26 protein-coding genes and 1 other RNA gene are annotated in these 25,226 nt (G+C 58.2%); 21 read left to right on the forward strand and 6 right to left on the reverse strand.

Features of this window, described 5'->3' with window-relative positions; genetic code table 11:
- Positions 1–570 precede the first annotated feature (570 nt).
- The 5 genes from pilB to yacG all read left to right on the forward strand — a co-directional run bounded on the left by pilB (position 571) and on the right by yacG (position 5,541).
- Positions 571–2,277, forward strand: a complete 1,707-nt coding sequence (gene pilB / locus RT21_RS20645) for a type IV-A pilus assembly ATPase PilB (RefSeq protein WP_046164233.1) — start codon at positions 571–573, stop codon at positions 2,275–2,277.
- Between the two features lie 2 nt (positions 2,278–2,279).
- Positions 2,280–3,503, forward strand: coding sequence for a type II secretion system F family protein (locus RT21_RS20650; protein WP_046164234.1), 1,224 nt, complete (start codon positions 2,280–2,282; stop codon positions 3,501–3,503).
- Between the two features lie 4 nt (positions 3,504–3,507).
- Positions 3,508–4,371, forward strand: coding sequence for a prepilin peptidase (locus tag RT21_RS20655; protein ID WP_046164235.1), 864 nt, complete (start codon positions 3,508–3,510; stop codon positions 4,369–4,371).
- A gap of 367 nt (positions 4,372–4,738) precedes the next feature.
- Positions 4,739–5,347, forward strand: coding sequence for a dephospho-CoA kinase (gene coaE, locus RT21_RS20660; protein WP_046164236.1), 609 nt, complete (start codon positions 4,739–4,741; stop codon positions 5,345–5,347).
- The gene (yacG, locus tag RT21_RS20665) at positions 5,344–5,541 is read left to right on the forward strand and encodes a DNA gyrase inhibitor YacG (RefSeq protein ID WP_046164237.1); all 198 of its coding nucleotides are present in this window, start codon (positions 5,344–5,346) and stop codon (positions 5,539–5,541) included. Before coaE ends, yacG begins: the two co-directional genes overlap by 4 nt.
- 53 nt (positions 5,542–5,594) lie before the next feature.
- On the opposite strand, the gene RT21_RS20670 is transcribed toward yacG, so the two are convergent.
- Both RT21_RS20670 and RT21_RS20675 read right to left on the reverse strand, forming a co-directional pair.
- Positions 5,595–6,287, reverse strand: a complete 693-nt coding sequence (locus RT21_RS20670) for an energy-coupling factor ABC transporter permease (RefSeq protein WP_046164238.1) — start codon at positions 6,285–6,287, stop codon at positions 5,595–5,597.
- A gap of 90 nt (positions 6,288–6,377) precedes the next feature.
- Positions 6,378–7,415: an NADP(H)-dependent aldo-keto reductase gene (locus RT21_RS20675; RefSeq protein ID WP_046164239.1), complete on the reverse strand. Its 1,038-nt coding sequence runs from the start codon at positions 7,413–7,415 to the stop codon at positions 6,378–6,380.
- Between the two features lie 397 nt (positions 7,416–7,812).
- Between RT21_RS20675 and rplM the strand changes: the two genes are divergently transcribed.
- The 7 genes from rplM to RT21_RS20710 all read left to right on the forward strand — a co-directional run bounded on the left by rplM (position 7,813) and on the right by RT21_RS20710 (position 12,659).
- On the forward strand, positions 7,813–8,241 hold the full coding sequence (gene rplM / locus RT21_RS20680; RefSeq protein ID WP_019342644.1) for a 50S ribosomal protein L13: 429 nt from the start codon (positions 7,813–7,815) through the stop codon (positions 8,239–8,241).
- Between the two features lie 14 nt (positions 8,242–8,255).
- Positions 8,256–8,648 (forward strand): 30S ribosomal protein S9, encoded by a 393-nt coding sequence (gene rpsI / locus RT21_RS20685; protein ID WP_021209313.1) that lies wholly within the window; start codon positions 8,256–8,258, stop codon positions 8,646–8,648.
- A 263-nt stretch (positions 8,649–8,911) separates the two neighbouring features.
- Entirely contained in the window at positions 8,912–9,505 is a 594-nt protein-coding gene (gene petA, locus RT21_RS20690; RefSeq protein ID WP_045424793.1) for a ubiquinol-cytochrome c reductase iron-sulfur subunit, read from the forward strand.
- A complete protein-coding gene (locus RT21_RS20695; protein WP_045424796.1) occupies positions 9,505–10,716 on the forward strand; it encodes a cytochrome b in 1,212 nt (403 codons plus the stop codon). Before petA ends, RT21_RS20695 begins: the two co-directional genes overlap by 1 nt.
- The gene (locus RT21_RS20700) at positions 10,716–11,525 is read left to right on the forward strand and encodes a cytochrome c1 (protein ID WP_046164240.1); all 810 of its coding nucleotides are present in this window, start codon (positions 10,716–10,718) and stop codon (positions 11,523–11,525) included. The genes RT21_RS20695 and RT21_RS20700 overlap by 1 nt, the downstream gene beginning before the upstream one ends.
- A gap of 88 nt (positions 11,526–11,613) precedes the next feature.
- The gene (locus RT21_RS20705; RefSeq protein WP_045424802.1) at positions 11,614–12,231 is read left to right on the forward strand and encodes a glutathione S-transferase N-terminal domain-containing protein; all 618 of its coding nucleotides are present in this window, start codon (positions 11,614–11,616) and stop codon (positions 12,229–12,231) included.
- A 14-nt stretch (positions 12,232–12,245) separates the two neighbouring features.
- Positions 12,246–12,659 carry a ClpXP protease specificity-enhancing factor gene (locus RT21_RS20710; RefSeq protein WP_046164241.1) on the forward strand — a complete coding sequence of 138 codons (414 nt, stop codon included), beginning with the start codon at positions 12,246–12,248 and terminating at the stop codon, positions 12,657–12,659.
- Between the two features lie 86 nt (positions 12,660–12,745).
- On the opposite strand, the gene RT21_RS20715 is transcribed toward RT21_RS20710, so the two are convergent.
- From RT21_RS20715 to RT21_RS20730, 4 genes are all read right to left on the reverse strand, one after another.
- The gene (locus RT21_RS20715) at positions 12,746–13,324 is read right to left on the reverse strand and encodes a BON domain-containing protein (protein ID WP_046164242.1); all 579 of its coding nucleotides are present in this window, start codon (positions 13,322–13,324) and stop codon (positions 12,746–12,748) included.
- A complete protein-coding gene (locus RT21_RS20720; protein ID WP_045424810.1) occupies positions 13,321–13,914 on the reverse strand; it encodes a phosphoheptose isomerase in 594 nt (197 codons plus the stop codon). The genes RT21_RS20715 and RT21_RS20720 overlap by 4 nt, the downstream gene beginning before the upstream one ends.
- A 109-nt stretch (positions 13,915–14,023) precedes the next feature.
- Positions 14,024–14,392 (reverse strand): YraN family protein, encoded by a 369-nt coding sequence (locus RT21_RS20725; RefSeq protein WP_046164243.1) that lies wholly within the window; start codon positions 14,390–14,392, stop codon positions 14,024–14,026.
- Positions 14,389–16,155 carry a penicillin-binding protein activator gene (locus tag RT21_RS20730; protein WP_046164244.1) on the reverse strand — a complete coding sequence of 589 codons (1,767 nt, stop codon included), beginning with the start codon at positions 16,153–16,155 and terminating at the stop codon, positions 14,389–14,391. Before RT21_RS20730 ends, RT21_RS20725 begins: the two co-directional genes overlap by 4 nt.
- Positions 16,156–16,247: 92 nt before the next feature.
- Between RT21_RS20730 and rsmI the strand changes: the two genes are divergently transcribed.
- The 9 genes from rsmI (at position 16,248) to mraY (ending at position 25,225) form a co-directional block, all read left to right on the forward strand.
- Positions 16,248–17,153 carry a 16S rRNA (cytidine(1402)-2'-O)-methyltransferase gene (rsmI, locus tag RT21_RS20735; protein WP_234463413.1) on the forward strand — a complete coding sequence of 302 codons (906 nt, stop codon included), beginning with the start codon at positions 16,248–16,250 and terminating at the stop codon, positions 17,151–17,153.
- 93 nt (positions 17,154–17,246) lie between these two features.
- Positions 17,247–17,605: RNase P RNA component class A (gene rnpB, locus RT21_RS23085), an RNA gene on the forward strand.
- Positions 17,606–17,897: 292 nt separating this feature from the next.
- A complete protein-coding gene (gene mraZ / locus RT21_RS20740; protein ID WP_046164246.1) occupies positions 17,898–18,353 on the forward strand; it encodes a division/cell wall cluster transcriptional repressor MraZ in 456 nt (151 codons plus the stop codon).
- A complete protein-coding gene (gene rsmH, locus RT21_RS20745) occupies positions 18,350–19,297 on the forward strand; it encodes a 16S rRNA (cytosine(1402)-N(4))-methyltransferase RsmH (protein ID WP_046164247.1) in 948 nt (315 codons plus the stop codon). Before mraZ ends, rsmH begins: the two co-directional genes overlap by 4 nt.
- A 17-nt stretch (positions 19,298–19,314) precedes the next feature.
- Complete coding sequence (gene ftsL, locus RT21_RS20750; protein ID WP_234463424.1) at positions 19,315–19,584, forward strand: cell division protein FtsL; 270 nt, start codon at positions 19,315–19,317, stop codon at positions 19,582–19,584.
- Positions 19,581–21,311, forward strand: a complete 1,731-nt coding sequence (locus RT21_RS20755) for a peptidoglycan D,D-transpeptidase FtsI family protein (protein WP_046164249.1) — start codon at positions 19,581–19,583, stop codon at positions 21,309–21,311. Before ftsL ends, RT21_RS20755 begins: the two co-directional genes overlap by 4 nt.
- The gene (locus RT21_RS20760) at positions 21,311–22,774 is read left to right on the forward strand and encodes a UDP-N-acetylmuramoyl-L-alanyl-D-glutamate--2,6-diaminopimelate ligase (RefSeq protein WP_046164250.1); all 1,464 of its coding nucleotides are present in this window, start codon (positions 21,311–21,313) and stop codon (positions 22,772–22,774) included. Before RT21_RS20755 ends, RT21_RS20760 begins: the two co-directional genes overlap by 1 nt.
- Positions 22,767–24,143 (forward strand): UDP-N-acetylmuramoyl-tripeptide--D-alanyl-D-alanine ligase, encoded by a 1,377-nt coding sequence (murF, locus tag RT21_RS20765; protein WP_046164251.1) that lies wholly within the window; start codon positions 22,767–22,769, stop codon positions 24,141–24,143. Before RT21_RS20760 ends, murF begins: the two co-directional genes overlap by 8 nt.
- Positions 24,143–25,225 (forward strand): phospho-N-acetylmuramoyl-pentapeptide-transferase, encoded by a 1,083-nt coding sequence (gene mraY, locus RT21_RS20770; protein WP_046164252.1) that lies wholly within the window; start codon positions 24,143–24,145, stop codon positions 25,223–25,225. Before murF ends, mraY begins: the two co-directional genes overlap by 1 nt.
- Position 25,226: the final 1 nt, after the last annotated feature.

The raw sequence follows: 25,226 nt of genomic DNA on the forward strand, positions 1-25,226 counted from the left end.
TCAGGTGTTGCACTCAGTTTTTGCCGCCGCCCCCTTTTGCTTCTTAATGGACTTCATGGAAAAGCTCCTTTGTTGGTGAGGTCGTTGGACCTGTAAATACATGAGCAGCTTCTGTGCCAGGCGAGGGAGGGTGGTCGGGCTGGAATCTGCAGTTGTGCGGTGGCGCACTTTTTTTGGGCCGTGAGGCTTCTGCTTTGCGGATCGTCATTTGTGCGTCGGGAAATTGTTTTCGCCGCGGGGCGCGCTTTCCATAGGGCGGGTGCTGGACTGATAGCCCCGCTGGGCTGGGGTTGTGGGCTTTGCGCGGAGCGTGTCGGATGGTGGGCCGGAGGCGGACAAAAGCCGGTAGATAAGGTAGGGGTGAAGCGTTCGCCGCGGAGCGCGCCTCCCCCATAAGAAAGCGGTGGGGGTGTGCGGGTTGGTAGGGAAAAGGACGGCTGGCTTGGGGATTGATTTAGCCTTTCAAGTCAGCATGTGACAAAAATTGCCACTTAGTTTTCATGCGTTTGGCACGCCTCTGGAACTACGTTATAAGGGCGCCACATTTCCCTGGCCTCTATAGGCAGTTCAATGAACGAAAACGCTCCCCTCGGTGGCTTGGCTCGCCAGTTAGTATTGGTCGGTCAGCTTGATGAAAAGATTGCGCTGCAGGCGCAGCAGCAGGCCCAGCGCAACCAGGTGCCACTGGTGTCCTGGCTGGTGCAGAACAAGCTGGTTAAGAGCCGGGCGGTGGCAGAGCTGGCGGGGGAGCATTTCGGCGTTCCGTACTTTGATCTGACTACGTTGGATAAAGAAACTCAGCCTCAAGATCTCGTCAGCGAAAAGTTGGTCCGGCAGCACCGGGTGCTGCCTCTGCAGCGCCGTGGCAATAAACTGTATGTGGCGGTGTCCGACCCAACCAATCACCAAGCCATCAGCGATATCCAGTTCAATACTGGGCTGTCGGTAGAGTCGGTGTTGGTGGAGGATGACAAGCTAGGTGAGGCCATCGAAAAGCTTTTCGAGTCGGCCAATACGGCGCTTGATGGACTGTCCGACTCCGATCTGGACGATCTGGACATCGAAGTGGGGGGCGGTGCGGCCGAGAAGGAAGAGGGCGAGCATAACGAGGCGGATGACGCCCCGGTTGTCCGTTTCGTCAATAAGATGCTGCTGGATGCAATCAAGCGCGGCTCATCCGACCTGCACTTCGAGCCCTACGAGAAATCCTATCGTGTTCGGTTCCGTACGGATGGCGTGTTGCATGAAGTGGCGAGGCCACCGGTGCAGTTGGTCAGTCGCATTTCGGCACGGCTAAAGGTCATGGCGGCGCTGGACATTGCCGAGCGGCGCAAGCCCCAGGATGGCCGGATCAAGATGAAGGTTTCCAAGACCAAGTCCATCGACTTTCGTGTCAACAGCCTGCCCACGCTGTGGGGCGAAAAGATCGTGATGCGAATCCTGGATTCGTCCAGCGCCAAGATGGGTATCGATGCGCTGGGCTATGAGGAAGAACAGAAAGCATTGTACATGGCCGCGCTCAAGCAGCCGCAGGGCATGATCCTGGTCACCGGGCCGACCGGCTCGGGCAAGACCGTTTCCCTGTACACCGGGCTAAATATTCTTAACACCGTCGATGTGAACATCTCTACGGCCGAAGACCCGGTGGAGATCAACCTCGAGGGTATTAATCAGGTCAACGTCAATCCGCGCCAGGGCATGGACTTTGCCCAGGCGCTACGTGCCTTCCTGCGTCAGGACCCGGACATCATCATGGTGGGGGAAATTCGAGACCTGGAGACTGCGGAGATTGCCGTCAAGGCCGCCCAAACCGGCCATATGGTCATGTCGACCCTTCACACCAACAGTGCTGCGGAGACGCTCACTCGTCTGCGTAACATGGGCGTACCGGCCTTTAACATCGCTACCTCAGTCAACCTGATCATTGCCCAGCGGCTCGCTCGTAAGCTTTGCTCTAGCTGTAAAAAGGAAGTGGAGGTGCCACGCGAGGCGCTTTTGAAGGAAGGGATACCAGAAGACAGGATTGGCACGTTTCAGCTCTACGGGCCGGTGGGTTGTGATAATTGCAACGGCGGCTACAAGGGCCGTGTCGGTATTTATGAAGTGGTTAAAATCACGCCTGCCCTGCAGCGGCTTATCATGGAGGAAGGTAACTCCATCGATATCGCCATTCAGGCGCGCAAAGATGGTTTCAATGATTTGCGCATTTCCGGTCTGGTTAAAGCCATGAATGGCATTACCAGCCTGGAGGAAGTCAACCGTGTGACCAAGGATTAACCATGGCGCAGCAGAAAGCGTTGAAAACCAGTGTGTTCAGCTGGGAAGGGACGGACCGCAAGGGCAGCAAGATCAAAGGGGAGCTCTCAGGCCAGAGCTCAGCGCTGATCAAGGCACATCTCCGCAAGCAGGGCATCAATCCGCTCAAGGTGCGCAAGAAGGCTGTCTCGCTGTTCGGGGCCGGCAAGAAAATCAAGCCGATGGACATCGCCCTTTTTACTCGGCAGATGGCCACCATGATGAAAGCGGGCGTGCCGCTGTTGCAGTCTTTCGACATCATCGGTGAGGGCTTCGACAACCCCAGCATGCGCAAGCTGGTGGACGAGGTTAAGCAGGAGGTGGCGGCGGGTAATAGCTTCGCTGGCTCGCTGCGCAAGAAGCCGCAGTACTTCGATGACCTCTATTGCAACCTGGTCGAGTCCGGCGAGCAGTCGGGTGCGCTGGAGACTTTGCTTGATAGGGTCGCTACATATAAGGAAAAGACCGAGCAGCTCAAAGCGAAGATCAAAAAGGCAATGACCTATCCCATTTCGGTCATTGTGGTTGCGATTGTGGTCTCAGCGATATTGCTAATCAAAGTAGTGCCGCAATTTCAAGATGTGTTTGCTGGCTTCGGGGCCGAACTACCCGCTTTTACGCTTATGGTAATTGGGTTGTCAGAGGCATTGCAGGAGTGGTGGTGGCTGGTTTTGTTTGTTGCTGGTGGTACGGCCTTTGCTTTCAAGGAAATGCTCAAACGTTCCGAGCGTTTTCGTAACGGTGTTGACCGAACTATGCTCAAAGTCCCAATCGTTGGGGCTATTTTGTATAAATCTGCTGTAGCCCGCTACGCTCGGACATTATCAACAACTTTCGCGGCGGGTGTCCCACTGGTGGATGCGTTGAATTCCGTTTCGGGGGCGACCGGTAACGTTGTGTTCAGGAACGCTGTCGATAAGATCCGCAACGACGTTTCATCAGGTGTGCAGCTGAACTTCTCGATGAGAACAACTGGGGTTTTCCCGTCTATGGCCGTCCAGATGACTGCCATCGGCGAAGAGTCTGGCTCTCTGGATGAAATGTTGGATAAGGTGGCTGGCTTCTACGAGGAAGAAGTAGACAATATGGTCGACAACCTCACCACATTGATGGAGCCGATGATCATGGCGGTCCTGGGCGTATTGGTGGGTGGTCTAATCATTGCCATGTATCTGCCTATCTTCCAGCTAGGCGGCGTGGTCGGATAAAGCAATGATTCTCGACGTTCTGGCCAGCAGCACGCTGGCCTTTGTTTTATGTGCACTGGTGCTGGGTTTGCTGGTGGGCAGTTTTCTCAACGTTGTTATCCACCGTCTTCCGATCATGATGCAGCGGGACTGGCGTGCTCAGGCGCGTGAATATCTTGATTTGCCGATCGAGCCGACTGCGACCTTCAATTTGGTTCTGCCCAACTCTCACTGTCCGCAGTGCGATCATGAAATACGCCCGTGGGAGAACATTCCCTTGGTCAGCTGGCTAGCGCTGCGTGGCAAATGCTCGTCGTGCCGTGCGCCGATCAGCAGTCGCTACCCCTTGGTCGAACTGCTGTGCGGTGTTTTGTCCGGCTATGTGGCCTGGCACTTTGGCTTTTCCTGGCAGGCCGGTGCGATGCTGTTGCTGACGTGGGGCCTGCTGGCGATGAGCATGATCGATGTTGATCATCAGTTGTTGCCTGACTCCCTTGTGTTGCCTCTGCTTTGGCTGGGCTTGATCGCTAACCATTTTGGTTTGTTTGCGCCGTTGCCTGATGCAGTGTGGGGGGTTGTTGCTGGCTATCTGAGCCTGTGGTCGGTGTACTGGCTGTTCAAACTTGTAACTGGCAAGGAGGGCATGGGTTACGGCGACTTCAAGCTGCTGGCGATGCTGGGCGCTTGGGGTGGTTGGCAAGTTTTGCCGCTGACCATTTTGCTTTCGTCCGTCGTGGGGGCGGTGTTGGGTACGATCATGCTGCGCATGCAGAAGGCCGATAGCGGCACGACAATTCCCTTTGGCCCCTACCTCGCCATTGCGGGATGGGTCGCTTTGCTCTGGGGCGACCAGATCACTTCGGCCTATCTGCAATTTGCCAGGTTCTAGCGGTTGGTGTATCCGGGGCTGGTTCGCTTTAGCGGTTTCCCGCCGGCTAGTTGGCCACCCCACGCACTAGCGGGGGAGTGATAGGCTGGCCCCATAGGCAGAGCAGGAGCTCACTGCTGGTCTCGCTTCTGAGAGCTGCTTGTAGCACCACGATTGCAAAGATAAGTGCAGCGACGTCGACTCCCCGCCATCGCTCAATAGGCTGCAACGTGTTGCTTTGGTATGACGTTCGTCCCCCTTGGCTAATGCTGGCTTCTTCAGTGCTAGAAAGGTCGGTCAACTCGGGCACGCATCGACCTTGCTCTTGCACACTCGCAATCCAAACGTTACTACTGCGCGTCGTTTTTTGCCTTTTGGACGGTTCCTGATGAAGCCTTGGGTGCTTGGTTTGACCGGTGGTATCGGTAGCGGCAAGAGCGCGGTTGCGGAAGCGTTCGGCCGCCTCGGGGTGCATTGGGTCGATGCTGACCATGCCGCACGCTGGGTTGTCGAGCCAGGCCGGCCGGCCCTAGGGCTGATTGTCGAGCGGTTCGGTGAGATTGTTCTCGCGTCTGACGGTGGTCTGGATAGAGCGGTACTGCGTGAGCTGGCGTTTAGAGAGCCGGACCAGCGCAAGTGGCTTGAGCAACTGTTGCATCCGCTGATACGCCAGGAAGTCGCTGAGCATCTTGCTCGGGCGACCTCGCCGTACGCGATCATGGTATCGCCCTTATTGGTGGAGTCCGGTCAACACCAGCAGGTTGCGCGCGTGCTGGTTGTCGATGTGCCAGAGGCGCTGCAGTTGGAGCGCGCCATCCAGCGCGATCAATCCAGCGAAGCGCAGATCCGCGCCATTCTCGACGCACAGACCAGCCGCGAAGAGCGTTTGCGTCATGCTGATGATGTGCTGGTCAATGATCGGGACCGGGCCTGGCTGGAGAGTGAGGTTAAACGTTTACATGATTTTTATCTGACGCTAAGAGGAGGTCAGGAATGAGTATTCCTGTTGTCGAGTGCCCGACATGCGGCGCGCCGGTCGAGTGGAGTGTCAAAAGTGCAAATCGACCTTTCTGTTCGGAACGGTGCAAGCTGATCGACTTAGGTGCCTGGGCATCGGAAGAGCATGCGATCCCGAGTAATGAGCTTGAGGATGATCTTTTCTCGGAGGACATGCCGCCGCGCCAGCACTGAGCTGGCGGTGGAGGAAGGCTCTAGTATGGGGTCGGTTTGCGCAAGAGGCTCGCTCAAACTTCGTCGCTGCCGTCATCCTTCCATGGGGCTTGCAGATAACGACTGCGGTTGAAGGTTTCCATCCAGTCCGGGTAGAACACCACTAATGCACTAACGACCGCGCCGTTGATAAAAGCCTCGGGAAACATCACCAACCAGATGTACCCGGCGAAGTCATCCAGCCAGGGCGGCATTGGATAGAGGCCGTCGATTAGCAAGATTCCGAGCCCTGCCAAGATGCAGATCAGGGTCGCGAGGCCGGCCGCAAAAAAACCTGAGAAGAATATATAGACGAATAGGTTGCGAGGCTGGGTGCGCTCCACGGCGATCGCGCAAGCTTCAGTGACCGTCACGGGTATCAATACCAGCAGCACGCCATTCAGGCCGAGGGCAACCAATTGCTGGTGGCCTGTGACCGTCAATCCAAGTTGGGCGACAAAGGCAGCGAGAATCGCCAAGGGCCAGTCGAGCAGTAGCGTGACCGCAGTCAGTCCAATGAAGTGGAAAGACAAACCCGAATCGAAGTCTCGGCGGACCAGCCAAAGCAGAAAGACCGCGAGGACCGCGCCGAACAGCAGGTGCTGGCGCCGCGTATCGCTAAACAGCTCGACCCAGGGCGCACGGATGCAGGCCCATATCAGTCCGGCGGCGTATAGCAGCCAACCCAGCACAAGGCTGGTCGGGGCAAGCAATTCGGCAGCGATCATCTATGCGCTCCTTGCGCCAAAGGCTATGAGTGGTGGCGCCGGCAGGGTTTGCGCAGTGCTGCCATTGCCGGGTGGTTGGTCCATTATCCCTCAGGGTGCGGGATTGGGTTGCGCAGTGTGAATGGCTTCTATGGCTTCGAGCACCTCGGCTGATAAATGCAGTTCCGAGCTTGCGAGATTGCTTTCTAGCTGTTCGATTGAAGTTGCGCCGATGATGTTGCTGGTTACGAAAGGCTGTTGGGTTACATAGGCCAGGGCCATTTGTGCAGGGTCCAGTCCGTGCTCCTTGGCAAGCGCCACATACCGTGAGCAAGCCGCCTGCGATTCCGGCTTGGCGTAGCGCGCGAAACGACTGAATAGCGTCAGTCGTGCTCCGGCTGGCTGTGCGCCTTGCTCGTACTTGCCGCTGAGCATGCCGAAGGCCAGCGGAGAGTAGGCGAGGAGTCCGCATTGCTCGCGCATGGCGATTTCGGCGAGCCCGACCTCAAAGCTTCGATTGAGCAGGTTGTAGGGGTTCTGGATGGATACGGCGCGCGGCCAGCCTCGGGCTTCCGCGATCTGCAGGAACTTCATGGTGCCCCATGGTGTTTCGTTCGATAGCCCGATATGGCGGATCTTGCCGGCTCTTACTTGCTCGTCGAGCACCTCTAGCGTTTCCTCGGTCGGCGTGAAGTCCTGATCCTGGTGACGGTAGCCGAGCTGGCCGAAGAAGTTTGTGCTGCGCTCCGGCCAATGCAGCTGATAAAGATCTATCCAATCCGTTTGCAGGCGCTGCAGGCTCGCATCCAATGCAGCAACGATGTGCTGGCGATTCATCTTCAGTTGGCCGTCGCGGATGTGGCTGATGCCGTTGCCGGGGCCGGCGATCTTGCTGGCCAGGATCCAGTCGGCACGATTACCGCGTGCCTTGAAGTAGTTACCTATGTAGCGCTCAGTGGTGGCATAGGTGTCCGGCTTCGGCGGTACCGGGTACATTTCGGCGGTGTCGACGAAATTGATGCCTGCAGCTTTCGCGCGATCCATCTGGGCGAAAGCTTCACTTTCATTGTTCTGCTCGCCCCAAGTCATGGTGCCCAGGCAGAGTGCCGTGACGTCAAGATCAGTACGGCCTAGTTGGCGCTTTTCCATGCAGTGTCCTTGCGTTTGAAGAGATCTCGGTTGGGATGGTAGTGCAGGCGATAAGTTTCCTGCTTCGCAGTGGTGCGGGGGTATTCGTCACGGTAGGCGGGTACTGGCAGCAGCTCCCTGATTTCGCCGCGGCACGCCGTCTGCTCAGAACGGCGATAAGCTGCTTGCTATTTGGCTGGTAATCCGGATAATTCCGCAGCCTGTCGCCGGGGATGCCTAGCCCGTTGACGCAAAAACAAGGTAGGGGATGCCTAGCCTACCGAACACTGCCGTAGCGGACGCGCTGACCCGAGCCCCCGATAGCGTCTGTTTCCGGCTGTCCTGGTCTTGCCAGGGCGAGCACCATTCAGTAAGATTCGCCGTCTTATTTTCAGGGCGGCCCCTGAGGCTATAACGAATGAAGACTTTTACTGCTAAACCGGAAACCGTCAAGCGCGACTGGTTCGTCGTCGACGCTGCCGGCCAGACCCTGGGTCGTCTGGCAACCGAAATCGCTAGCCGCCTGCGTGGCAAGCACAAGGCGGAATATACCCCTCACGTCGATACCGGTGATTACATCGTCGTTATCAATGCCGAGCAAGTGCGTGTTACCGGTGCGAAAACCACCGACAAGATGTACTACTCTCACTCCGGTTTCCCGGGTGGCATCAAGTCGATCAACTTCGAGAAGCTGATCGCCAAGGCGCCAGAGCGTGTGATCGAGACCGCGGTCAAGGGCATGCTGCCTAAGAACCCGCTGGGTCGCGACATGTACCGTAAGCTGAAGGTGTATAAGGGTGCCAATCATCCGCATACCGCTCAGCAGCCCCAAGAACTGAAGATTTAACGGAATAGTTCATTATGTCGGCGACTCAAAACTACGGCACTGGCCGTCGTAAGACTGCAACCGCGCGCGTATTCCTGCGTCCGGGTACTGGCAAAATCTCAATCAATAACCGCGAGCTGGACAACTTCTTCGGGCGTGAAACCGCTCGCATGGTCGTTCGTCAGCCTCTGGAACTGACCGAGACCGTCGAAAAGTTCGACATCTACGTAACCGTTCTGGGTGGTGGTGTGAGTGGTCAGGCCGGTGCGATCCGTCACGGTATCACTCGTGCGCTGATGGAGTATGACGAGACTCTGCGTCCTGCTCTGCGCAAGGCTGGCTTCGTCACTCGCGATGCTCGCGAAGTTGAACGTAAGAAAGTCGGTCTGCGTAAGGCGCGTAAGCGTCCGCAGTACTCGAAGCGCTAATTCAGGCTTCTCAAAAAGAACGCCCAGCTTCTCACGGAGCTGGGCGTTTTTTTATGGCTGCCGTTTCGCTGCTGCGACAGCTTGTCACGCGTCAGGCCCCGATTTTAGGGGCCTGACGTAAGGTTGTATCCTGTTATTACCTTGTCATGCGAGGGGGTTTTCTTTACCATTTGGCGAATTTTTAGCGGCCTCGTTTTACAGTAGACGCACGTAGTAGACGCCTGCTTTCGGTAGGCCATAAGAAACTGATGGGAGACGACTGAATGAGCAATGACGGCGTGAATGCTGGCCGGCGTCGCTTCCTGGTAGCCGCTACTTCGGTAGTAGGTGCTGCAGGAGCGGTGGGTGCCGCGGTCCCGTTTGTGGGATCGTGGTTCCCAAGTGCCAAGGCCAAGGCAGCCGGTGCACCGGTTAGGGTCAATATCAGCAAGATCGAGCCAGGCCAGCAAATGGTGGCAGAGTGGCGCGGTCAGCCGGTGTTTATCGTTCGTCGTACCGATGAGGCGCTGGCGAATCTGGATAAGCTCACCGATACGGTAGCCGATCCCAAGTCCGAGGCCTCGGTGCAGCCTGCCTATGTGGATCCGCAGGTTCGCTCGATCAAGCCGGAAGTTCTGATTGTCGTCGGGCTCTGTACGCACCTTGGTTGCGCTCCATCGTTCCGTCCGGAAGTGGCGGCGGCTGACCTCGGAGCTGATTGGCTTGGTGGCTATTTCTGTCCGTGCCATGGTTCGAAATACGATATGGCTGGCCGTGTCTACAAGGGTCAACCTGCGCCATTGAATCTGCCGGTTCCCCCACACACCTACGAAACTGACTCTGTGGTCATTATCGGCGTGGATCAGGAGAGCGCGTGATGAGCAAATTCATGGAATGGGTCGATGCGCGCTTCCCCGCGACCAAGATGTGGGAAGACCATCTAAGCAAGTACTACGCGCCGAAGAACTTCAACGTTCTGTATTTCTTCGGCTCCCTCGCCTTGTTGGTTCTGGTGAATCAGATCCTGACCGGCATTTGGTTGACGATGAGCTTCGAGCCGTCTGCAGAGGGTGCATTCGCCTCAGTCGAATACATCATGCGGGACGTCGAATACGGCTGGATCATTCGCTACCTGCATTCTACGGGGGCGTCGGCATTCTTCGTCGTGGTCTATCTGCACATGTTTCGTGGGATCCTGTATGGCTCCTATCAGAAGCCGCGCGAGCTGGTTTGGATCTTCGGCATGATGATCTATCTGGCGTTGATGGCTGAGGCCTTCATGGGCTACCTCCTGCCGTGGGGTCAGATGTCCTACTGGGGCGCCCAGGTGATTATCTCGCTGTTCGGTGCCATACCTGTCATCGGCGACGATCTGACTCAGTGGATTCGCGGTGATTACCTGATCTCCGGCATCACCCTGAATCGCTTCTTTGCGCTGCATGTCATCGCACTGCCGATCGTGATCCTCGGGCTGGTCGTGCTGCACATCCTCGCGCTGCATGAGGTGGGGTCGAACAACCCGATGGGTGTCGACATCAAGAAGACCAAGAACGAAGCTGGCGTGCCGCTCGATGGCATTCCGTTCCATCCGTACTACACGGTTAAAGATATCGTGGGTGTGGTGGTGTTCCTCTTCGTGTTCTGCGCCATCGTGTTCTTCTTCCCGGAAATGGGCGGCTATTTCCTCGAGAAGCCGAACTTCGAAGTGGCGAACGCCTTTAAGACGCCTGCTCACATCGCTCCGGTTTGGTACTTCACTCCGTTCTACGCAATTCTGCGTGCCGTACCGGACAAGCTGCTTGGCGTGATTGCCATGGGTGCCTCGATTGCCGTGCTATTTGTGTTGCCATGGCTTGATCGCAGTCCAGTTAAGTCCATGAAGTACAAGGGCTGGATGAGCAAGATCGCGCTGCTGGCGTTCTGCATCTCCTTCATCATTCTCGGTGTGCTTGGCGTACTGGCTCCGACTCCTGAGCGCACGCTTCTCGCGCGGATCTGTACTGCTATCTACTTCGGCTACTTCATCCTGATGCCGTTCTATACCAAGCTCGAGAAGACCAAAGTGGTTCCGCAAAGGGTGGCTGGCTGATGAAAAAGCAATTTGCTGCATTGATTCTTGCTCTCGTGCCGGCATTTGGTTTCGCCGCTGGTACTGATGTTCATCTTGATCCGGTCGATATTGACCTAACCGATAAGGTGGCCCTGCAGGACGGTTTACAGACCTTTACAAACTACTGCATGGGCTGCCACAGCGCGAAGTACCAGCGGTACGAGCGTGTTGCGACAGATTTGGGTATCCCCGAAGAGATTATGCTCGACAACATCGTGTTCACTGGCGCCAAGATCGGCGACCACATGAAGATCGGCATGACGCCGGACGATGCAAAGACCTGGTTTGGTGCCGCTCCGCCGGACCTGACGCTGGTAGCGCGAGTGCGTGGGAACGACTGGCTATATACCTACCTGCGCAGTTTCTATGAAGATCCTACGCGTCCGTATGGGGTCAACAATACGGTGTTCCCTAATGTCGGCATGCCGCATGTTCTGGCCCCGCTGCAGGGGCGTCAGGTGTTGCCAAGCAAGCTGCCTGAAGGTGAGTCGGTAGCGTGTAAGCAGGTTCAGATCGTCGAAGACGGTCGTAAGCAATTCGATCCGCTGACCGGTACTCCGATTACGCACGAAGACTGCCATGCCATGACGGTCGTGCCGGGTAGTGGTGAGCTCACCGAGGCCGAATACGACGAGAAGATCAAGAACCTGGTGACCTTTCTCGCTTACTCGGCCAACCCGGTCAAGCTGGAAAGCCAGCGCATCGGTACCTATGTGTTGTTGTTCCTGGCGTTCTTCTTCGTATTCGCTTATCTGCTCAAGCGGGAATACTGGAAAGACATTCACTGATCCTGTGCTGTTTTGCGTTACCCTGCGCGCGCCCTGATGGGCGCGCGTTTTTTTCTGCCATTACATAATTCCAATGAGGAGGGACCCTATGGCCGCTACCAATCGGTTGGCCTGCTATTCCGATCCCGCCGACCACTATTCGCATCGTGTGCGTTTCGTCCTGGCCGAGAAGGGCGTCAGTGTCGAAATCATCGACGTCGACGCAGCGCATTGCCCAGTAAGGTTGACCGAAGTAAATCCCTACGCGAGCGTGCCCACGTTGGTGGATCGTGATCTAGCGCTCTACGAGCCGAGCGTGATCACTGAGTATCTCGAGGAGCGTTACCCTCATCCGCCCCTGCTACCGGTTTATCCCGTGGCCAGAGCGAACACTCGTCTTCTGGTGCACCGGGTTCAGCGGGATTGGTGCAGCCTGGTGGACAGGATCGCTGATCGCCGTACTGCCGATGCTTCGCGAGCGCAGGCGCGCAAGGAATTGCGTGAAAGCCTCACCGGCGTTTCCCCTGTCTTCGCCGAAAAGCCGTTCTTCATGAGTGATGAGATTAGTCTTGTGGATTGTTGCCTGTTGCCTATCCTTTGGCGTTTACCGAAACTGGGGATTGAGTTGCCGCGGGCGGCGAAACCGCTTCTCGACTACATGGAGATCAACTTTGCTCGCGAGGCATTCCAGGTCAGTTTATCCACCGTTGAGCGCGACATGCGCTAAAGAGGGGGTTGTATATGACATCGAGTCGACCTTATCTGGTACGGGCGTTGTACGAGTGGATCGTCGACAATGACTGCACTCCGCATCTGCTGGTCAACGCTGATCATGCAGGCGTTCAGGTGCCGGATGGTTTTGCCGGTGATGGCCAGATCGTCTTGAATGTGGCGCCCAGTGCGGTGCGTCAATTGAAGATGGATAACCAGGCGATCAGCTTCGAAGGGCGCTTCGGTGGTGTTCCGCATAGCTTGCACGTCCCGGCTGCAGCGGTCATGGCTATCTACGCAAGGGAGAATGGGCAGGGGATGGTATTCGAGGTTGAGCCTACTCCGCCGGATGGCGAGACTCCATCCGATGATGCCTCGGCCGGCACCAGCGCGCCGTCACGTCCAGCCCCAGGTGGGCGTCCTAGCTTGAAAGTAGTTAAATAATAGAAATCGATAGGCGCTTGAGGCTGAAAGGCAAGGCGGTGGTATGCAAGGCTGCATCCACCTGTGCGCTTGCCGCCTCCGGGCCTTTAATCGATATATTCGAACAGTTTGACGATGCGCTGCACGCCGGAAACGCCTTGCACCACGCTCGTTGCACGATTGGCTTCCTGTCTCGTGACGAGGCCAAGCAGGTAAACAATGCCGTTCTCGGTAATGACTTTTATGCGTGAGCCAGGAACGCTAGCGTCTGCCAGCATCTGTGCCTTGATCTTGGTTGTCAGCCAGGAATCGTTGCTGCGAGCCAGGGCGGATGAAGGTTTCAGAACCTGAATTTCGTTGTGTACACGTTTGACGCGCTGAACTGAGCTGGCGGCCTGTTCGGCTAGCTGCTTCAATTCTGCACGTGGTGTTTGGCCTGCCAGCAGAACCACGCCGTTGTAGCTGGCAACGATGACATGGGATGCCTGATCGAGGTCCGGGTGGGCCTTGGCAATATTCACGGCTGCTTTCGTTTCGATTAGCGAGTCGTCAATGGTGCTGCCGATCGTGCGGGTTCCCCGATTATCGTCAATTGGGTCGTCGCGTGTGGCGGTAAGCACGGAACTGCAGCCAGTGACGGCGAGGCACAGCGCGAGCGTAAGCGCATGCAGGTGAACTGAAGTCATTCTTCGCTCCCAAAGAGTTGGTTGTCGATCAGGTCGCATAGGCAATGAATGGTCAGCAGATGGACCTCTTGAATGCGTGCGGTCACCTTGGCTGGCACTCGGATTTCAACGTCTTCCGGTAGCAGTAGCGAAGCCATTCCACCACCGTCGCGACCGGTGAGGGCGACCACCACCATTTCCCGGTCGTGCGCGGCCTGTATCGCCTGGATAACATTAGCGGAGTTGCCGCTGGTTGAAATTGCCAGCAGCACATCGCCCGGCTGACCCAGTGCGCGGATCTGCTTGGAAAACACCTCGTTGTAGCTGTAGTCGTTGGCGATGGATGTCAGTGTCGAACTGTCCGTGGTCAGCGCGATTGCCGGCAGGCTAGGGCGCTCCCGCTCGAAACGGTTGAGCAGCTCTGAGGAGAAATGCTGTGCATCGCCCGCGGAGCCGCCATTTCCGCAGGTCAGGATTTTTCCTTCACTGAGCAAGGTATTGACCATCACTTGCCCGGCCTGCTCGATGCTGGGTGCGAGCACTTCCATCGCGCTTTGTTTGGTTTCGATGCTGGCGAGGAAGAGCTGACGTATACGGGATTGCATGTCCATCGGAAATAAACCTTCAGGTGACGGGCTGGGCTGCTTTAGCCGTGCCGCAAGGAATCTTTGGTGCAGATGTGATGCTGACGAGATGCTGCGAAACCCGCATGTCGCGTTTTTAGCTATCGAAGGCATTTCGAATCCAGCTGGGCTTCGTTCCGCTCTCGGTCGAATCTATGGCAACGACATCGAAGCGACACGGATGCTTTGCCCAGCGACTCTCCTTTAGTAGGAACAGCTGGGCCGCCTTGATCAGCTTCTGCTGTTTGCGCAGGTCTACGCTCTCGAGTGCGCCGCCCCATGCGGCATGGCGCCTGTACCGAACCTCGACGAATACTACTGTATCGCCATCGAGCATGACCAGATCAAGCTCGCCACTACGGCAGCTCCAGTTGCGACAGAGCAGGTGTAGACCGTGCGCCTGGAGGTGCTGCAGTGAAAAATCTTCTGCGCGCTTTCCACTGAGCTGTTTGCTGGTCGCTATCAATCTGGAATATCCGCGAGCGGTTGGACTTCCCCGTCGCGGAACTCGGCCCAAGGCAAGCGCCGTTCGATCCGCTGCTGCGGAGTTAGGCTGAGCGTTCCTGAAAGGCCATCAATCCGTGTGTCAGGTAGCGCAAGAAGCTGATTCAGGCGCGGCGCCAGCTGGTAGGCATCGGCGCCCATGGCATACAGCCTGCCGAGGCTGCCCCGGGCTTGCGGCCACTTGCGCTCGATCTCCTGGCGCAGGGGCAGTTGCGGGTCAAGCAGCCATGGGGTTTCGGTAAAGCGAATGCCTTCGAGATCCAGGTATTGCGTGCGGTTATCAGTGGCGGCATGAAGGTGCGAAGTCGCGTAGACCGGGAGGTCGCCGGCGTACTGAAAAATCAGGGTGGGTTTGACTTGTTGCGCCTGTTGCGGCGTGGCGGCAAGAAAAAGGAAATCAATATCTTGGCGACGCGATGGCTGCGACTCATCGCTGCCTCCGTTGCTGCGTATCTGCAGCATATCCGCAATCTGGTTTGCCAGCTCGATGGGCTCGGCCAGGGGTTCAGCGGCAACCACTGTGCCACCTAGCGTCTGCCATTCCTGGCGGAAAGCTTCAAACACCCGATTGCCCCAGTCGCCGCGAGGCGTCAACGCCACTGCGCGGCGGTGCCCATCGGCCCAGGCGCGGCGCGCAACTTCACGAGCTTCGTCTTCTGCCGCCAGTCCGAACTGGAACAGTTGCGGCGGCACCTGTTGGTTCGCATCGCTGTAGTTCAGGGCCAGGGTCGTAATGGGCAGCTGTTCGCGATCGGCCAGTTGGCGGACCATATCCTTTTCCAATGGGCCGATCACCAATTCAACACCCGAGGCAGACGCTTGCCGGTAAAAGTCGTCTAGAGAAGACAGGCGGGTGCTGTCGAACAGTTCGATTTTCAGGTCCTGTTGCCCTGCAAGATGGGCTGCTAGGAATCCGTCGCGCAAGGCGCGTGCAACGCTGGCCAGCGGCCCTTCCATCGGCAGCAGAAGCGCTACGTGCGATAAGGGTTTGTCTGCCAGCTGCTTGAGCTTTAACAGCGGGTCGGGCAGGCGCCGTGCGGCTGGGTGATTAGGGTTTTGCTGCTGCCAGGCCTCGATGGCGCGTTTTTGCTGGCCGAGCGTGCCGGCCTGCTTAACGGCTGTGGCCAGCGATATCCAGCCTGCGAGGTCGGTGTCGGCGGTTTGTTGCAGTTGCTCCGGCGCGAGATTCGAGACCAGAGACCAGATCGTCTCATGATTTTGCTCAGCCGCTTCACCGCTGAGTAGGGGTGCGATGAAGGTGCGCTCGCGCGCTGCATCGAGCGGCTGGTTGTTTGCTTCGAACGCCTCGGCGCGAGCCAGTTGGGTGCGAAGCTGTTGCTCTACAGGGAGTTCTGCGAGACGTTCAAAGGCTGGATGCTGTAACGCCTGGAGCGCACTTTCGGGCTTCCCAGCGGCCAGGGCCAGCTCGGCTTCCAGCGTTTTGGCGAACATCTGCTGGGCTGGCATCAACTGGTCAATGGCGACTTGTTCCAGTATCTGTCGCGCTTGGGTCAGGTTGTCTTGCTGCATGCTCTGGTCGGCCGCTGACAGCCGCAGCAACGCAGCCTTGCCTGGATCACTGGCATCGGCATCTTTCAGCAATTGTTGCGTCGATGCCTGTGGGGTGCGAGGCAGTTCGCCGAGGGTGGAGGATGGTGAGCTGGCGCAGGCCGACAGCAAGGCAGCAATGCATAAGAAGATTAGCGGGCGAAAGCGGGCCGTCATGTGTTCATTCCTGAAAAGGCGCTGGCGGGTGTCGGTGGATTGTACCCAAGCGTTGGCGGGGTCGCGATGTCGCGGCCCGTAAACGGGCTACAATGCGCGTTTTAGTGACTGAGGTAAGCGTTGTGACTGCGACAGATGATGTGAATTCCGCGGCGGGAACGCTCTATGTCGTCGCCACACCTATCGGTAATCTCGAAGATATAAGCGCGCGGGCTTTGCGCGTGTTATCCGAGGTCGCGCTGATTGCGGCGGAAGATACCCGGCATTCATCTCGCCTGCTGCAGCACTTTGGCATCACCACACCCTTGGCTGCATGTCATGAGCATAACGAGCGAGACGAGGGAGGGCGTTTCATCCGGCGGCTGTTGGCTGGCGAAGATGTGGCCTTGATCTCCGATGCTGGCACGCCTTTGATATCCGACCCGGGTTACCACCTCGTCAGGCTGTCTCGCGCCGCGGGTGTCCGGGTCGTTCCGCTGCCCGGTGCGTGTGCGCTTATTGCCGCGCTTTGCGCCGCTGGGCTGCCGTCCGATCGTTTTATCTTTGAGGGGTTTCTGCCTGCTAAGCAGGCTGCACGCCTTGCTCGCCTAGAGCATCTTCGGGCTGAGCCGCGTACGTTGATCTTCTACGAGGCGCCGCATCGTATTCTTGCTGCGCTTGCTGACCTCGAATCAGTGTTCGGTTCCGACCGACCTGCGGTGTTGGGGCGGGAGCTGACCAAGACGTTCGAGACGTTGAAAGACCTTCCTTTGGGTGCATTGCGCGCTTGGGTAGAGTCCGATGCCAATCAGCAGCGCGGCGAGTGCGTGCTTGTAGTGGGGGGCTGGCAAGCGCCGAATGAAGACGAGGCGGTCGATGCGGATGCGCGCCGGATTTTGGATCTGCTCTTGGCTGAGCTGCCGGTCAAACGAGCCGCGGCGCTTGCTTCTGCAATTACCGGAGTCAGAAAGAACCTGCTTTATCAGCTGGCCTTGCAAGAAAAGGGTGCGAGTCAGTAAGTGCACTGGTGGCCAGTTCGAGTGCTTCTGAGGCTAAGGTGGCCAACTATCAAGCTTGCGGGTGTCGGCGTAGACAAGTACCCTGGCCGCCGGAGAGTCGATCGGACAGTCGCTGTCTCTTTTTGTTCCGCAAGAAGGGAGGGAGGAAAGTCCGGGCTCCATAGGGCGAAGTGCCAGGTAACGCCTGGGAGGCGTGAGCCTACGGAAAGTGCCACAGAAAATAACCGCCTAAGCGTTTCGGCGCCGGTAAGGGTGAAAAGGTGCGGTAAGAGCGCACCGCGCGGCTGGCAACAGTCCGTGGCTAGGTAAACCCCACTTGGAGCAAGACCAAATAGGGATCCATTGGCGTGGCCCGCGCTGGATCCGGGTAGGTTGCTAGAGGCAGTCAGTGATGGCTGTCGTAGAGGAATGACTGTCCTCGACAGAACCCGGCTTACAGATCGACTCTCCGACTTTTCTTGAAATATCCCGCCTGTCTTAGTCCAAAAAATTCTTGCTCTTCACAAAGTACTTTAACTTCGAAGTGCAGGCTTCTGCGTTTGCTGAATATCTCTATCAGCTATCCCTTCCGGTTTACCGTTTATCTCCGTTTCGGTTGCTAAATTCCCGTCACATAAGGGTTTTTCCCGTCAGGCGTACCTTGACGGTGGGGCTGCTGCATTTCTATAGTGCGCACAAGTGGTAGAAAGTGGAACGAAGTGGGTATTTATGGGCATGGAAAGCTAAATCAGGGGAAGCGCAACCGTGTTTCGCGGAGCAAACGCCATCAGTCTCGATGCCAAAGGCCGGCTAGCCATGCCCAGCCGGTATCGTGACGAGCTCGTTTCGCGTTGCGAGGGGCAGCTGATCATCACCATTGATGCCGTCGACCGTTGTCTCGGAATTTACCCATTGCCGGAATGGGAGCAGATCGAAGCCAAGTTGCGCGAGCTGCCCTCTCTCAGAGAAGAAAGTCGCCGGCTGCAGCGCTTGCTCATTGGTAATGCGGTCGATCTTGAGATGGATGGCAATGGTCGCGTCCTGGTGCCACCGCGTTTGCGCGAATACGCCGGTCTGGACAAGCGGGCCATGCTGGTCGGTCAGCTGAACAAGTTCAGCCTGTGGAACGAGGACGACTGGAACGCGCAAGCAGATGCGGACCTGGCGGCCATCAAACAACCCGGTGCTTTGCCGGAAGAATTGCGTGATCTAATCCTGTGAACCAGACCAGCAGCTATAACCATGTGACCGTTTTGCTCGACGAGGCCGTCGCGGCACTCGCCGTGCGCCCGGATGGCCGCTATCTGGACGGGACCTTTGGGCGCGGCGGGCATAGCCGTCTGCTGTTGCGGCAGCTTGGGCCTGATGGCTGTTTGCTAGGATTCGATAAAGACCCGCTAGCAATCGTTACGGGGCAAGCACTGGCGGCCGAGGATGGCCGCTTTGTCGTTGTGCAGAGAAGTTTTGCCGAGCTTGGCGCAGAGCTCGCGCAGCGCGGCTGGACTGGCACATTGAGCGGTGTGCTGCTAGATCTTGGCGTGTCTTCGCCGCAGCTGGACGACCCCGAGCGCGGTTTCAGCTTCCTGCACGATGGCCCATTGGACATGCGCATGGACCCAAGTCGAGGGATCAGCGCTGCCCAGTGGATCGCAACGGCCGACGAAGACGATATCGTCCGAGTGCTCAGGGAGTACGGTGAGGAGCGCTTTGCCAAACGCATGGCCCGTGCCGTGGTACAGCGTCGGGCTGTGCAGCCTTTCGAGCGTACGGCGGATCTCGCCCAAGTGTTGACGGTGGCCAATCCCGCTTGGGAGAAAGGCAAGAACCCAGCGACACGCGCCTTTCAGGGGCTGCGCATTTTTATCAATAACGAGCTTGGCGACCTGGAAGCTGGGCTTGAAGCCGCTCTTGAAGCGCTGGACGTCGGCGGCCGGCTGGTGGTCATCAGCTTTCACTCGCTGGAAGACCGCATCGTCAAACAGTTCATGCGCCGGCATGCGAAAGGCGAGGCCGATACCTTGCCGCGCGACCTCCCGATCATTCCTGAAAAATTCGTGCCGCGTCTGAAGCTGCTGGGCAAACCGCAATACGCGTCCGCCGAAGAGGTCAAAGCAAACCCCCGTTCGCGCAGTGCAGTGATGCGTGTGGCGGAGAAGTTGCGGTGAATCAGCTGCGCCGCGCCATGCCCCACGGCAGCCTGCTGATGCTGGTGTTGTTTATTGCCGTGCTGATGTCGGCGATTGCTGTCGCCTATAGCGCGCACTGGAACCGCCAGTTGCTCAATGAGCTGTACGGCGAACTCAGTGTGCGTGACAAGGCGCAGGCTGAATGGGGCCGCCTGATACTTGAGCAGAGCACTTGGACTGCTCACAGCCGCATCGAGACCTTGGCTTCCGAGCAGTTGAAGATGCACATTCCTGAAGCGGGCGCTGTCAGGCTGGTGGCTCCATGAAACTCCAGGGCGCGCTCTATCCATGGCGTTTTCGCATCGTGCTCGCTCTGCTGGCACTGATGGTAGGGGCCATTGCTTGGCGAATTGTCGACTTGCAGGTGCTGGATCAGGGGTTTCTAAAAGGGCAGGGAGATGCGCGCAGCGTGCGGCATATTCCAATCCCCGCACACCGTGGCCTCATGACCGATCGTCATGGCGAGCCTCTGGCGGTGAGTACCCCTGTCACCACGCTTTGGGCGAACCCACGCGAAATGCAAAGTGCACAGGCCCGCTGGCCCGAACTGGCTGAAGCGCTGGGGCAGGACACTGCTGGGCTGCATCAGCGCCTCAAGGATCAGGCCGAGCGAGAGTTCATGTACCTGGTACGCGGCCTGACCCCTGAGCAGGGGCAGCGAGTTCTGGATCTGAAGATACCGGGCGTTTACGCGCAAGAAGAGTTTCGCCGCTTCTACCCCGCTGGCGAAGTGGCCGCTCACGTGGTGGGTTTTACCGATATCGATGACCACGGTCGTGAAGGCATGGAGCTGGCCTATAACGAGTGGCTGGCCGGTGTTCCGGGCAAGCGACAGGTGCTCAAGGACCGTCGTGGCCGTCTGATCAAAGATGTTCAGGTCGTCAAGAATGCCAAGGCCGGCAAGGCGCTTGCGCTGTCCCTTGACCTGCGCCTGCAGTATCTGGCGCATCGCGAGCTGCGTAACGCTTTGCTGGAGTTCGGCGCAAAGGCCGGCAGCTTGGTCGTGCTCGACGTGAAAACGGGCGAAGTGCTGGCCATGGTCAATCAGCCGACCTATAACCCGAACAATCGCCGGAATCTGCAACCAGCGGCGATGCGTAACCGGGCAATGACGGACCTGTTTGAACCGGGTTCGACGATGAAACCCATCTCTATGAGCGCGGCCCTTGAAACGGGCCGGTGGAAGCCCAGCGACCTGGTTGAGGTATGGCCAGGGTCGCTGCGCATCGGTCGCTACACAATCCGCGACGTCTCCAGAACAGAAGGCCGTGAGCTTAGCCTGACGGGCATCCTCATTAATTCTTCCAACGTCGGTATGAGCAAGGTTGCTTTTGATATCGGCGGCGCTGCGATTCATGAGGTCATGCGTAAGATCGGTTTTGGACAAGACACCGGTTTGGGCTTCCCTGGCGAACGAGTCGGCAATCTTCCAACACATCGTGAATGGCGCCAGGCCGAAACTGCCACGCTTTCATATGGTTATGGCCTGTCGGTAACCGCCGTGCAACTGGCTCACGCCTATGGCGCGCTAGCCAACGATGGCCGCTTGGTGCCGATGTCATTGACCAGGGTCGATCACAAGCCAGAAGGCGTAGAGGTGGTGTCGCCGGAGGTCGCGAAAACCCTCCAAGGCATGCTGCAGGAGGTCATCGAGGCCCCGCGTGGAGTGTTCCGCGCCCAGGTGCCGGGTTATCACGTAGCTGGCAAGAGCGGTACCGCGCGCAAAGCTTCGACCGACAGTCGGGGTTATCAGGAAAATGCCTACCGTTCGATGTTTGCAGGTTTCGGGCCCATGAGTGATCCGCGTATTGCCATAGCAGTGGTCATCGATGAGCCCAGCAAGAGCGGCTATTACGGTGGACTGGTTTCGGCTCCGGTGTTCAGTCGCGTGATGTCCGGCGCGCTGCGCCTGATGAATGTTGCTCCTGACAACTTACCGCCCGAAGACGTCAAAACCGCCGACGCTGACAAGAGCAAGGGAGGGCGTATCTGATGCCGATGCCGCTGAATCAGTTACTGCCTCAAGCTGCCAGCGATACCCTCATTCGAGAGCTGACGCTGGACAGCCGCAAGGTCCGTCCGGGCGATTTGTTTCTGGCTGTGCCCGGTTACCAGCAAGACGGCCGCGTGCACATTGCCGATGCGATTGCCCACGGCGCAGCCGCTATCGCCTACGAAGCCGAAGGTGCTGCGAAAATGACTGCGGCAAGCGCCGAGTTGGTGCCGGTTCGCAACCTGGCAGGGCAGCTATCGGCTATCGCAGGGCGGTTCTACGGCGAGCCAAGCCGCAGTCTGCACCTGGTCGGCGTTACCGGGACCAATGGCAAGACCAGCGTGACCTACTTGATTGCCCAGGCTCTGGATCGTTTGGGTGAGCGTTGCGGGATCATCGGCACCCTCGGGACCGGCTTTCACGGAGAGTTGGTCCTTGGTCAGCACACCACGCCTGATGCCATCGGTGTACAGGCCAATCTGGCGAGCCTGCGGAAGCAGGGCGCGCGCGCCGTTGCCATGGAGGTGTCCTCGCATGGCCTGGCGCAGGGCCGGGTTGCCGCGCTCGCGTTCGATGTGGCGGTGTTTACCAATCTTTCCCGAGACCACCTCGACTATCACGGTTCCATGGAAGCCTACGGCGAGGTCAAGGCGCGGCTGTTCAATATGCCGGGGCTCGGCTGTCGGGTGATCAATCTGGACGACGCGCTGGGCCGATCGCTCGCGCAAGAGCACCCGGAATCGCGCTTGATCACTTATAGCCTGGAGGATGCTTCGGCTTACCTCTATTGCCCAGAGGCGCGGCTGGACGACAGCGGAATCCACGCGCGTCTGGTGACCCCGCAAGGGGAGCGCTCGCTGCGTAGCCCGCTACTGGGTCGGTTCAATGTCAGCAATGTGCTTGCGGCGGTAGGCGCCTTGCTGGGCATGAATTACGCCCTCGACGAAGTTTTAGCAGTGCTGCGTGAAATTGACGGCCCTGCCGGCCGCATGCAGCGGCTAGGTGGTGGCGATTGTCCGTTGGTGGTGGTCGATTACGCCCATACGCCGGATGCGCTTGAAAAGGTACTTGTCGCTCTACGCCCGCATGCCAGCGGCCAGTTGCTGTGTCTGTTCGGCTGCGGTGGCGACCGTGACCGTGGCAAGCGCACGTTGATGGCTCAGGTTGCCGAGCGTTTGGCAGACCGCGTTACAGTCACCGATGACAACCCGCGTAATGAGGATCCGCAGCAGATCCTCGATGAGATTCGTGCAGGTTTCAACGCGCCCGAACAAGCGCTATTTGTGCCAGGGCGCGCTGCGGCCATTGCTCGCTGTATTGAGAGCGCCAGCATTGACGATGTGGTGCTGCTGGCCGGCAAGGGGCATGAGGACTACCAGGAAATAAAAGGCGAGCGCCTGCCATTCTCCGATCTCGAACAGGCCTTGACGGCCCTGGCTGCCTGGAGGGGTTCTCATGCTTGAAGCCAAGCGTCTTAGTGCTCTGGTCGAGCCGTTGTCAGCCAAGTTGATCAATGCCGATGCAGCGTTTAGCTCTGTCAGCACCGACAGCCGCGCAATCGAAACTGGGCAGCTTTTCGTCGCGCTCACCGGGCCTCGCTTCGACGGCCATTCCTACCTTGCAGAAGTTGCGGCCAAGGGCGCCGTCGCTGCGCTGGTTGAGCGCCATGTGCCAGAGGTTTCGTTGCCTCAGCTTGTTGTTGCTGATAGCCGTATCGCCCTAGGCCAGCTGGGCGCATTGAACCGCAACGCGTTCAACGGTCCGGTCGCGGCCATTACCGGCTCCAGTGGCAAGACCAGCGTCAAGGAGCTGCTTGCCAGCATCCTGCGCGCTGCCTATGGCGACGATGCGGTTCTCGCCACCCGCGGCAATCTAAACAACGATCTGGGCGCACCGCTCACGCTGCTGGAGTTGGGCGCACAGCACAAGGCTGCGGTGATTGAGCTAGGCGCTTCACGTGTCGGCGAAATTGCCTATACCGTCAGCCTGACTCGGCCAGATGTCAGCTTGATTACCAACGCGGGCACGGCTCATGTTGGAGAATTTGGTGGTCCGGAGAAAATCGTCGAGGCCAAGGGCGAGATTCTCGATGGCCTCAGCCCAAAGGGCGTTGCCGTGCTCAATCGAGACGACCGCGCCTATTCAGTTTGGGAGCGCCGAGTAGCAGGCAAGCACGTCGTGAGCTTTGCGTTAACGAGTCCGCTGGCCGACATCCACCCCGCTTCGATTGCCTACGACCTTCGCGGCTGTCCCAATTTCGTCCTGACTGGACCGACCGGGTCGGCGCGCGTCCAGCTGAACTTGCTCGGACGCCACAGCGTAGCCAATGCCCTAGCCGCCGCCGCCGCCGCCAGCGCGTTGGGCGTTTCGCGGGAACATATCGTCGCCGGGCTCGAGAGCCTGCAGCCGGTGAAGGGGCGAGGCGTCGCGCAAATGCTGAGTAATGGCGTTCGCCTCATAGACGACACCTACAACGCCAATCCGGCCTCGGTCTGCGCAGCTATTGACGTGCTGGCGGGCTTTGCCGGACGCACAGTTCTGGTACTGGGTGACATGGGCGAGCTGGGCTCGTGGGCCGAGCAGGGGCACCGAGACGTCGGCAGTTATGCCGTAGGTAAAGTGGACACCTTGTTTGCGGTCGGGCCGCTAATGAAGCACGCCGTCGATGCCTTCGGCCATGGCGCACGCCATTTTGCCGATCAGCAGAGCCTGATCGAGTCTTTGCGACTGGAGCAAGGCAATGCGACCACCATTTTGATCAAGGGATCACGGAGCGCTGCGATGGACAAAGTCGTCGCAGCGCTTTCCGCGTCCGGCATGGAGAAACATTAATGCTGCTGCTACTCGCCGAGTACCTGCAACAGTTCCACACGGGCTTCGCGGTCTTTCAATACCTATCCCTGCGTGGAATTCTTGGCGTACTGACCGCGCTGGTCCTGTCGCTGTGGTTGGGACCCTGGCTGATCCGTACGCTTCAGCTGCGCCAAATTGGCCAGGCGGTACGCACTGATGGGCCACAAACGCACCTGTCGAAATCCGGCACGCCAACCATGGGCGGGGCACTGATCCTCAGCGCGATCGCCATTAGCACATTGCTCTGGGCCGATCTGTCTAATCGCTATGTTTGGGTAGTGCTGGCTGTGACCTTGCTGTTTGGCGCGATAGGTTGGGTTGACGACTACCGCAAGGTGATCGAGAAGAATTCTCGCGGCCTCCCGAGTCGCTGGAAGTACTTCTGGCAGTCTGTCTTCGGTGTCGGCGCTGCGATCTTCCTTTATATGACCGCACAGACCCCGGTCGAAACCACCTTGATATTGCCGCTGCTGAAGGACATCGAGATCCCGCTGGGGATCGGCTTCATCGTGCTGACCTATTTCGTCATCGTCGGCTCAAGCAATGCGGTAAATCTCACCGATGGGCTGGACGGCCTGGCGATCATGCCGACTGTGATGGTTGGTGGTGGTCTGGGCATCTTCTGCTACCTGTCGGGCAACGTGAATTTCGCCGATTACCTACTGATTCCATACATCCCAGGAGCCGGTGAGCTGATCGTGTTTTGTGGTGCGCTGATCGGCGCCGGGCTCGGCTTTCTCTGGTTCAACACCTATCCAGCGCAGGTGTTTATGGGCGATGTCGGCGCCCTAGCGCTTGGCGCGGCCCTGGGCACCATTGCCGTGATCGTTCGGCAGGAGGTGGTGCTGTTCATCATGGGCGGGGTCTTCGTGATGGAAACCCTGTCGGTGATGATCCAGGTCGCCTCGTTCAAGCTGACCGGTAAGCGCGTGTTCCGCATGGCGCCGATTCATCACCATTTCGAGCTCAAGGGCTGGCCAGAGCCCCGAGTGATCGTGCGCTTCTGGATCATCACGGTGATCCTGGTGCTGGTCGGTCTCGCCACGCTGAAATTGAGGTAAT

The sequence above is a fragment of the Pseudomonas sp. 10B238 genome (genome assembly GCF_000970615.1).
Lineage (GTDB): Bacteria > Pseudomonadota > Gammaproteobacteria > Pseudomonadales > Pseudomonadaceae > Stutzerimonas.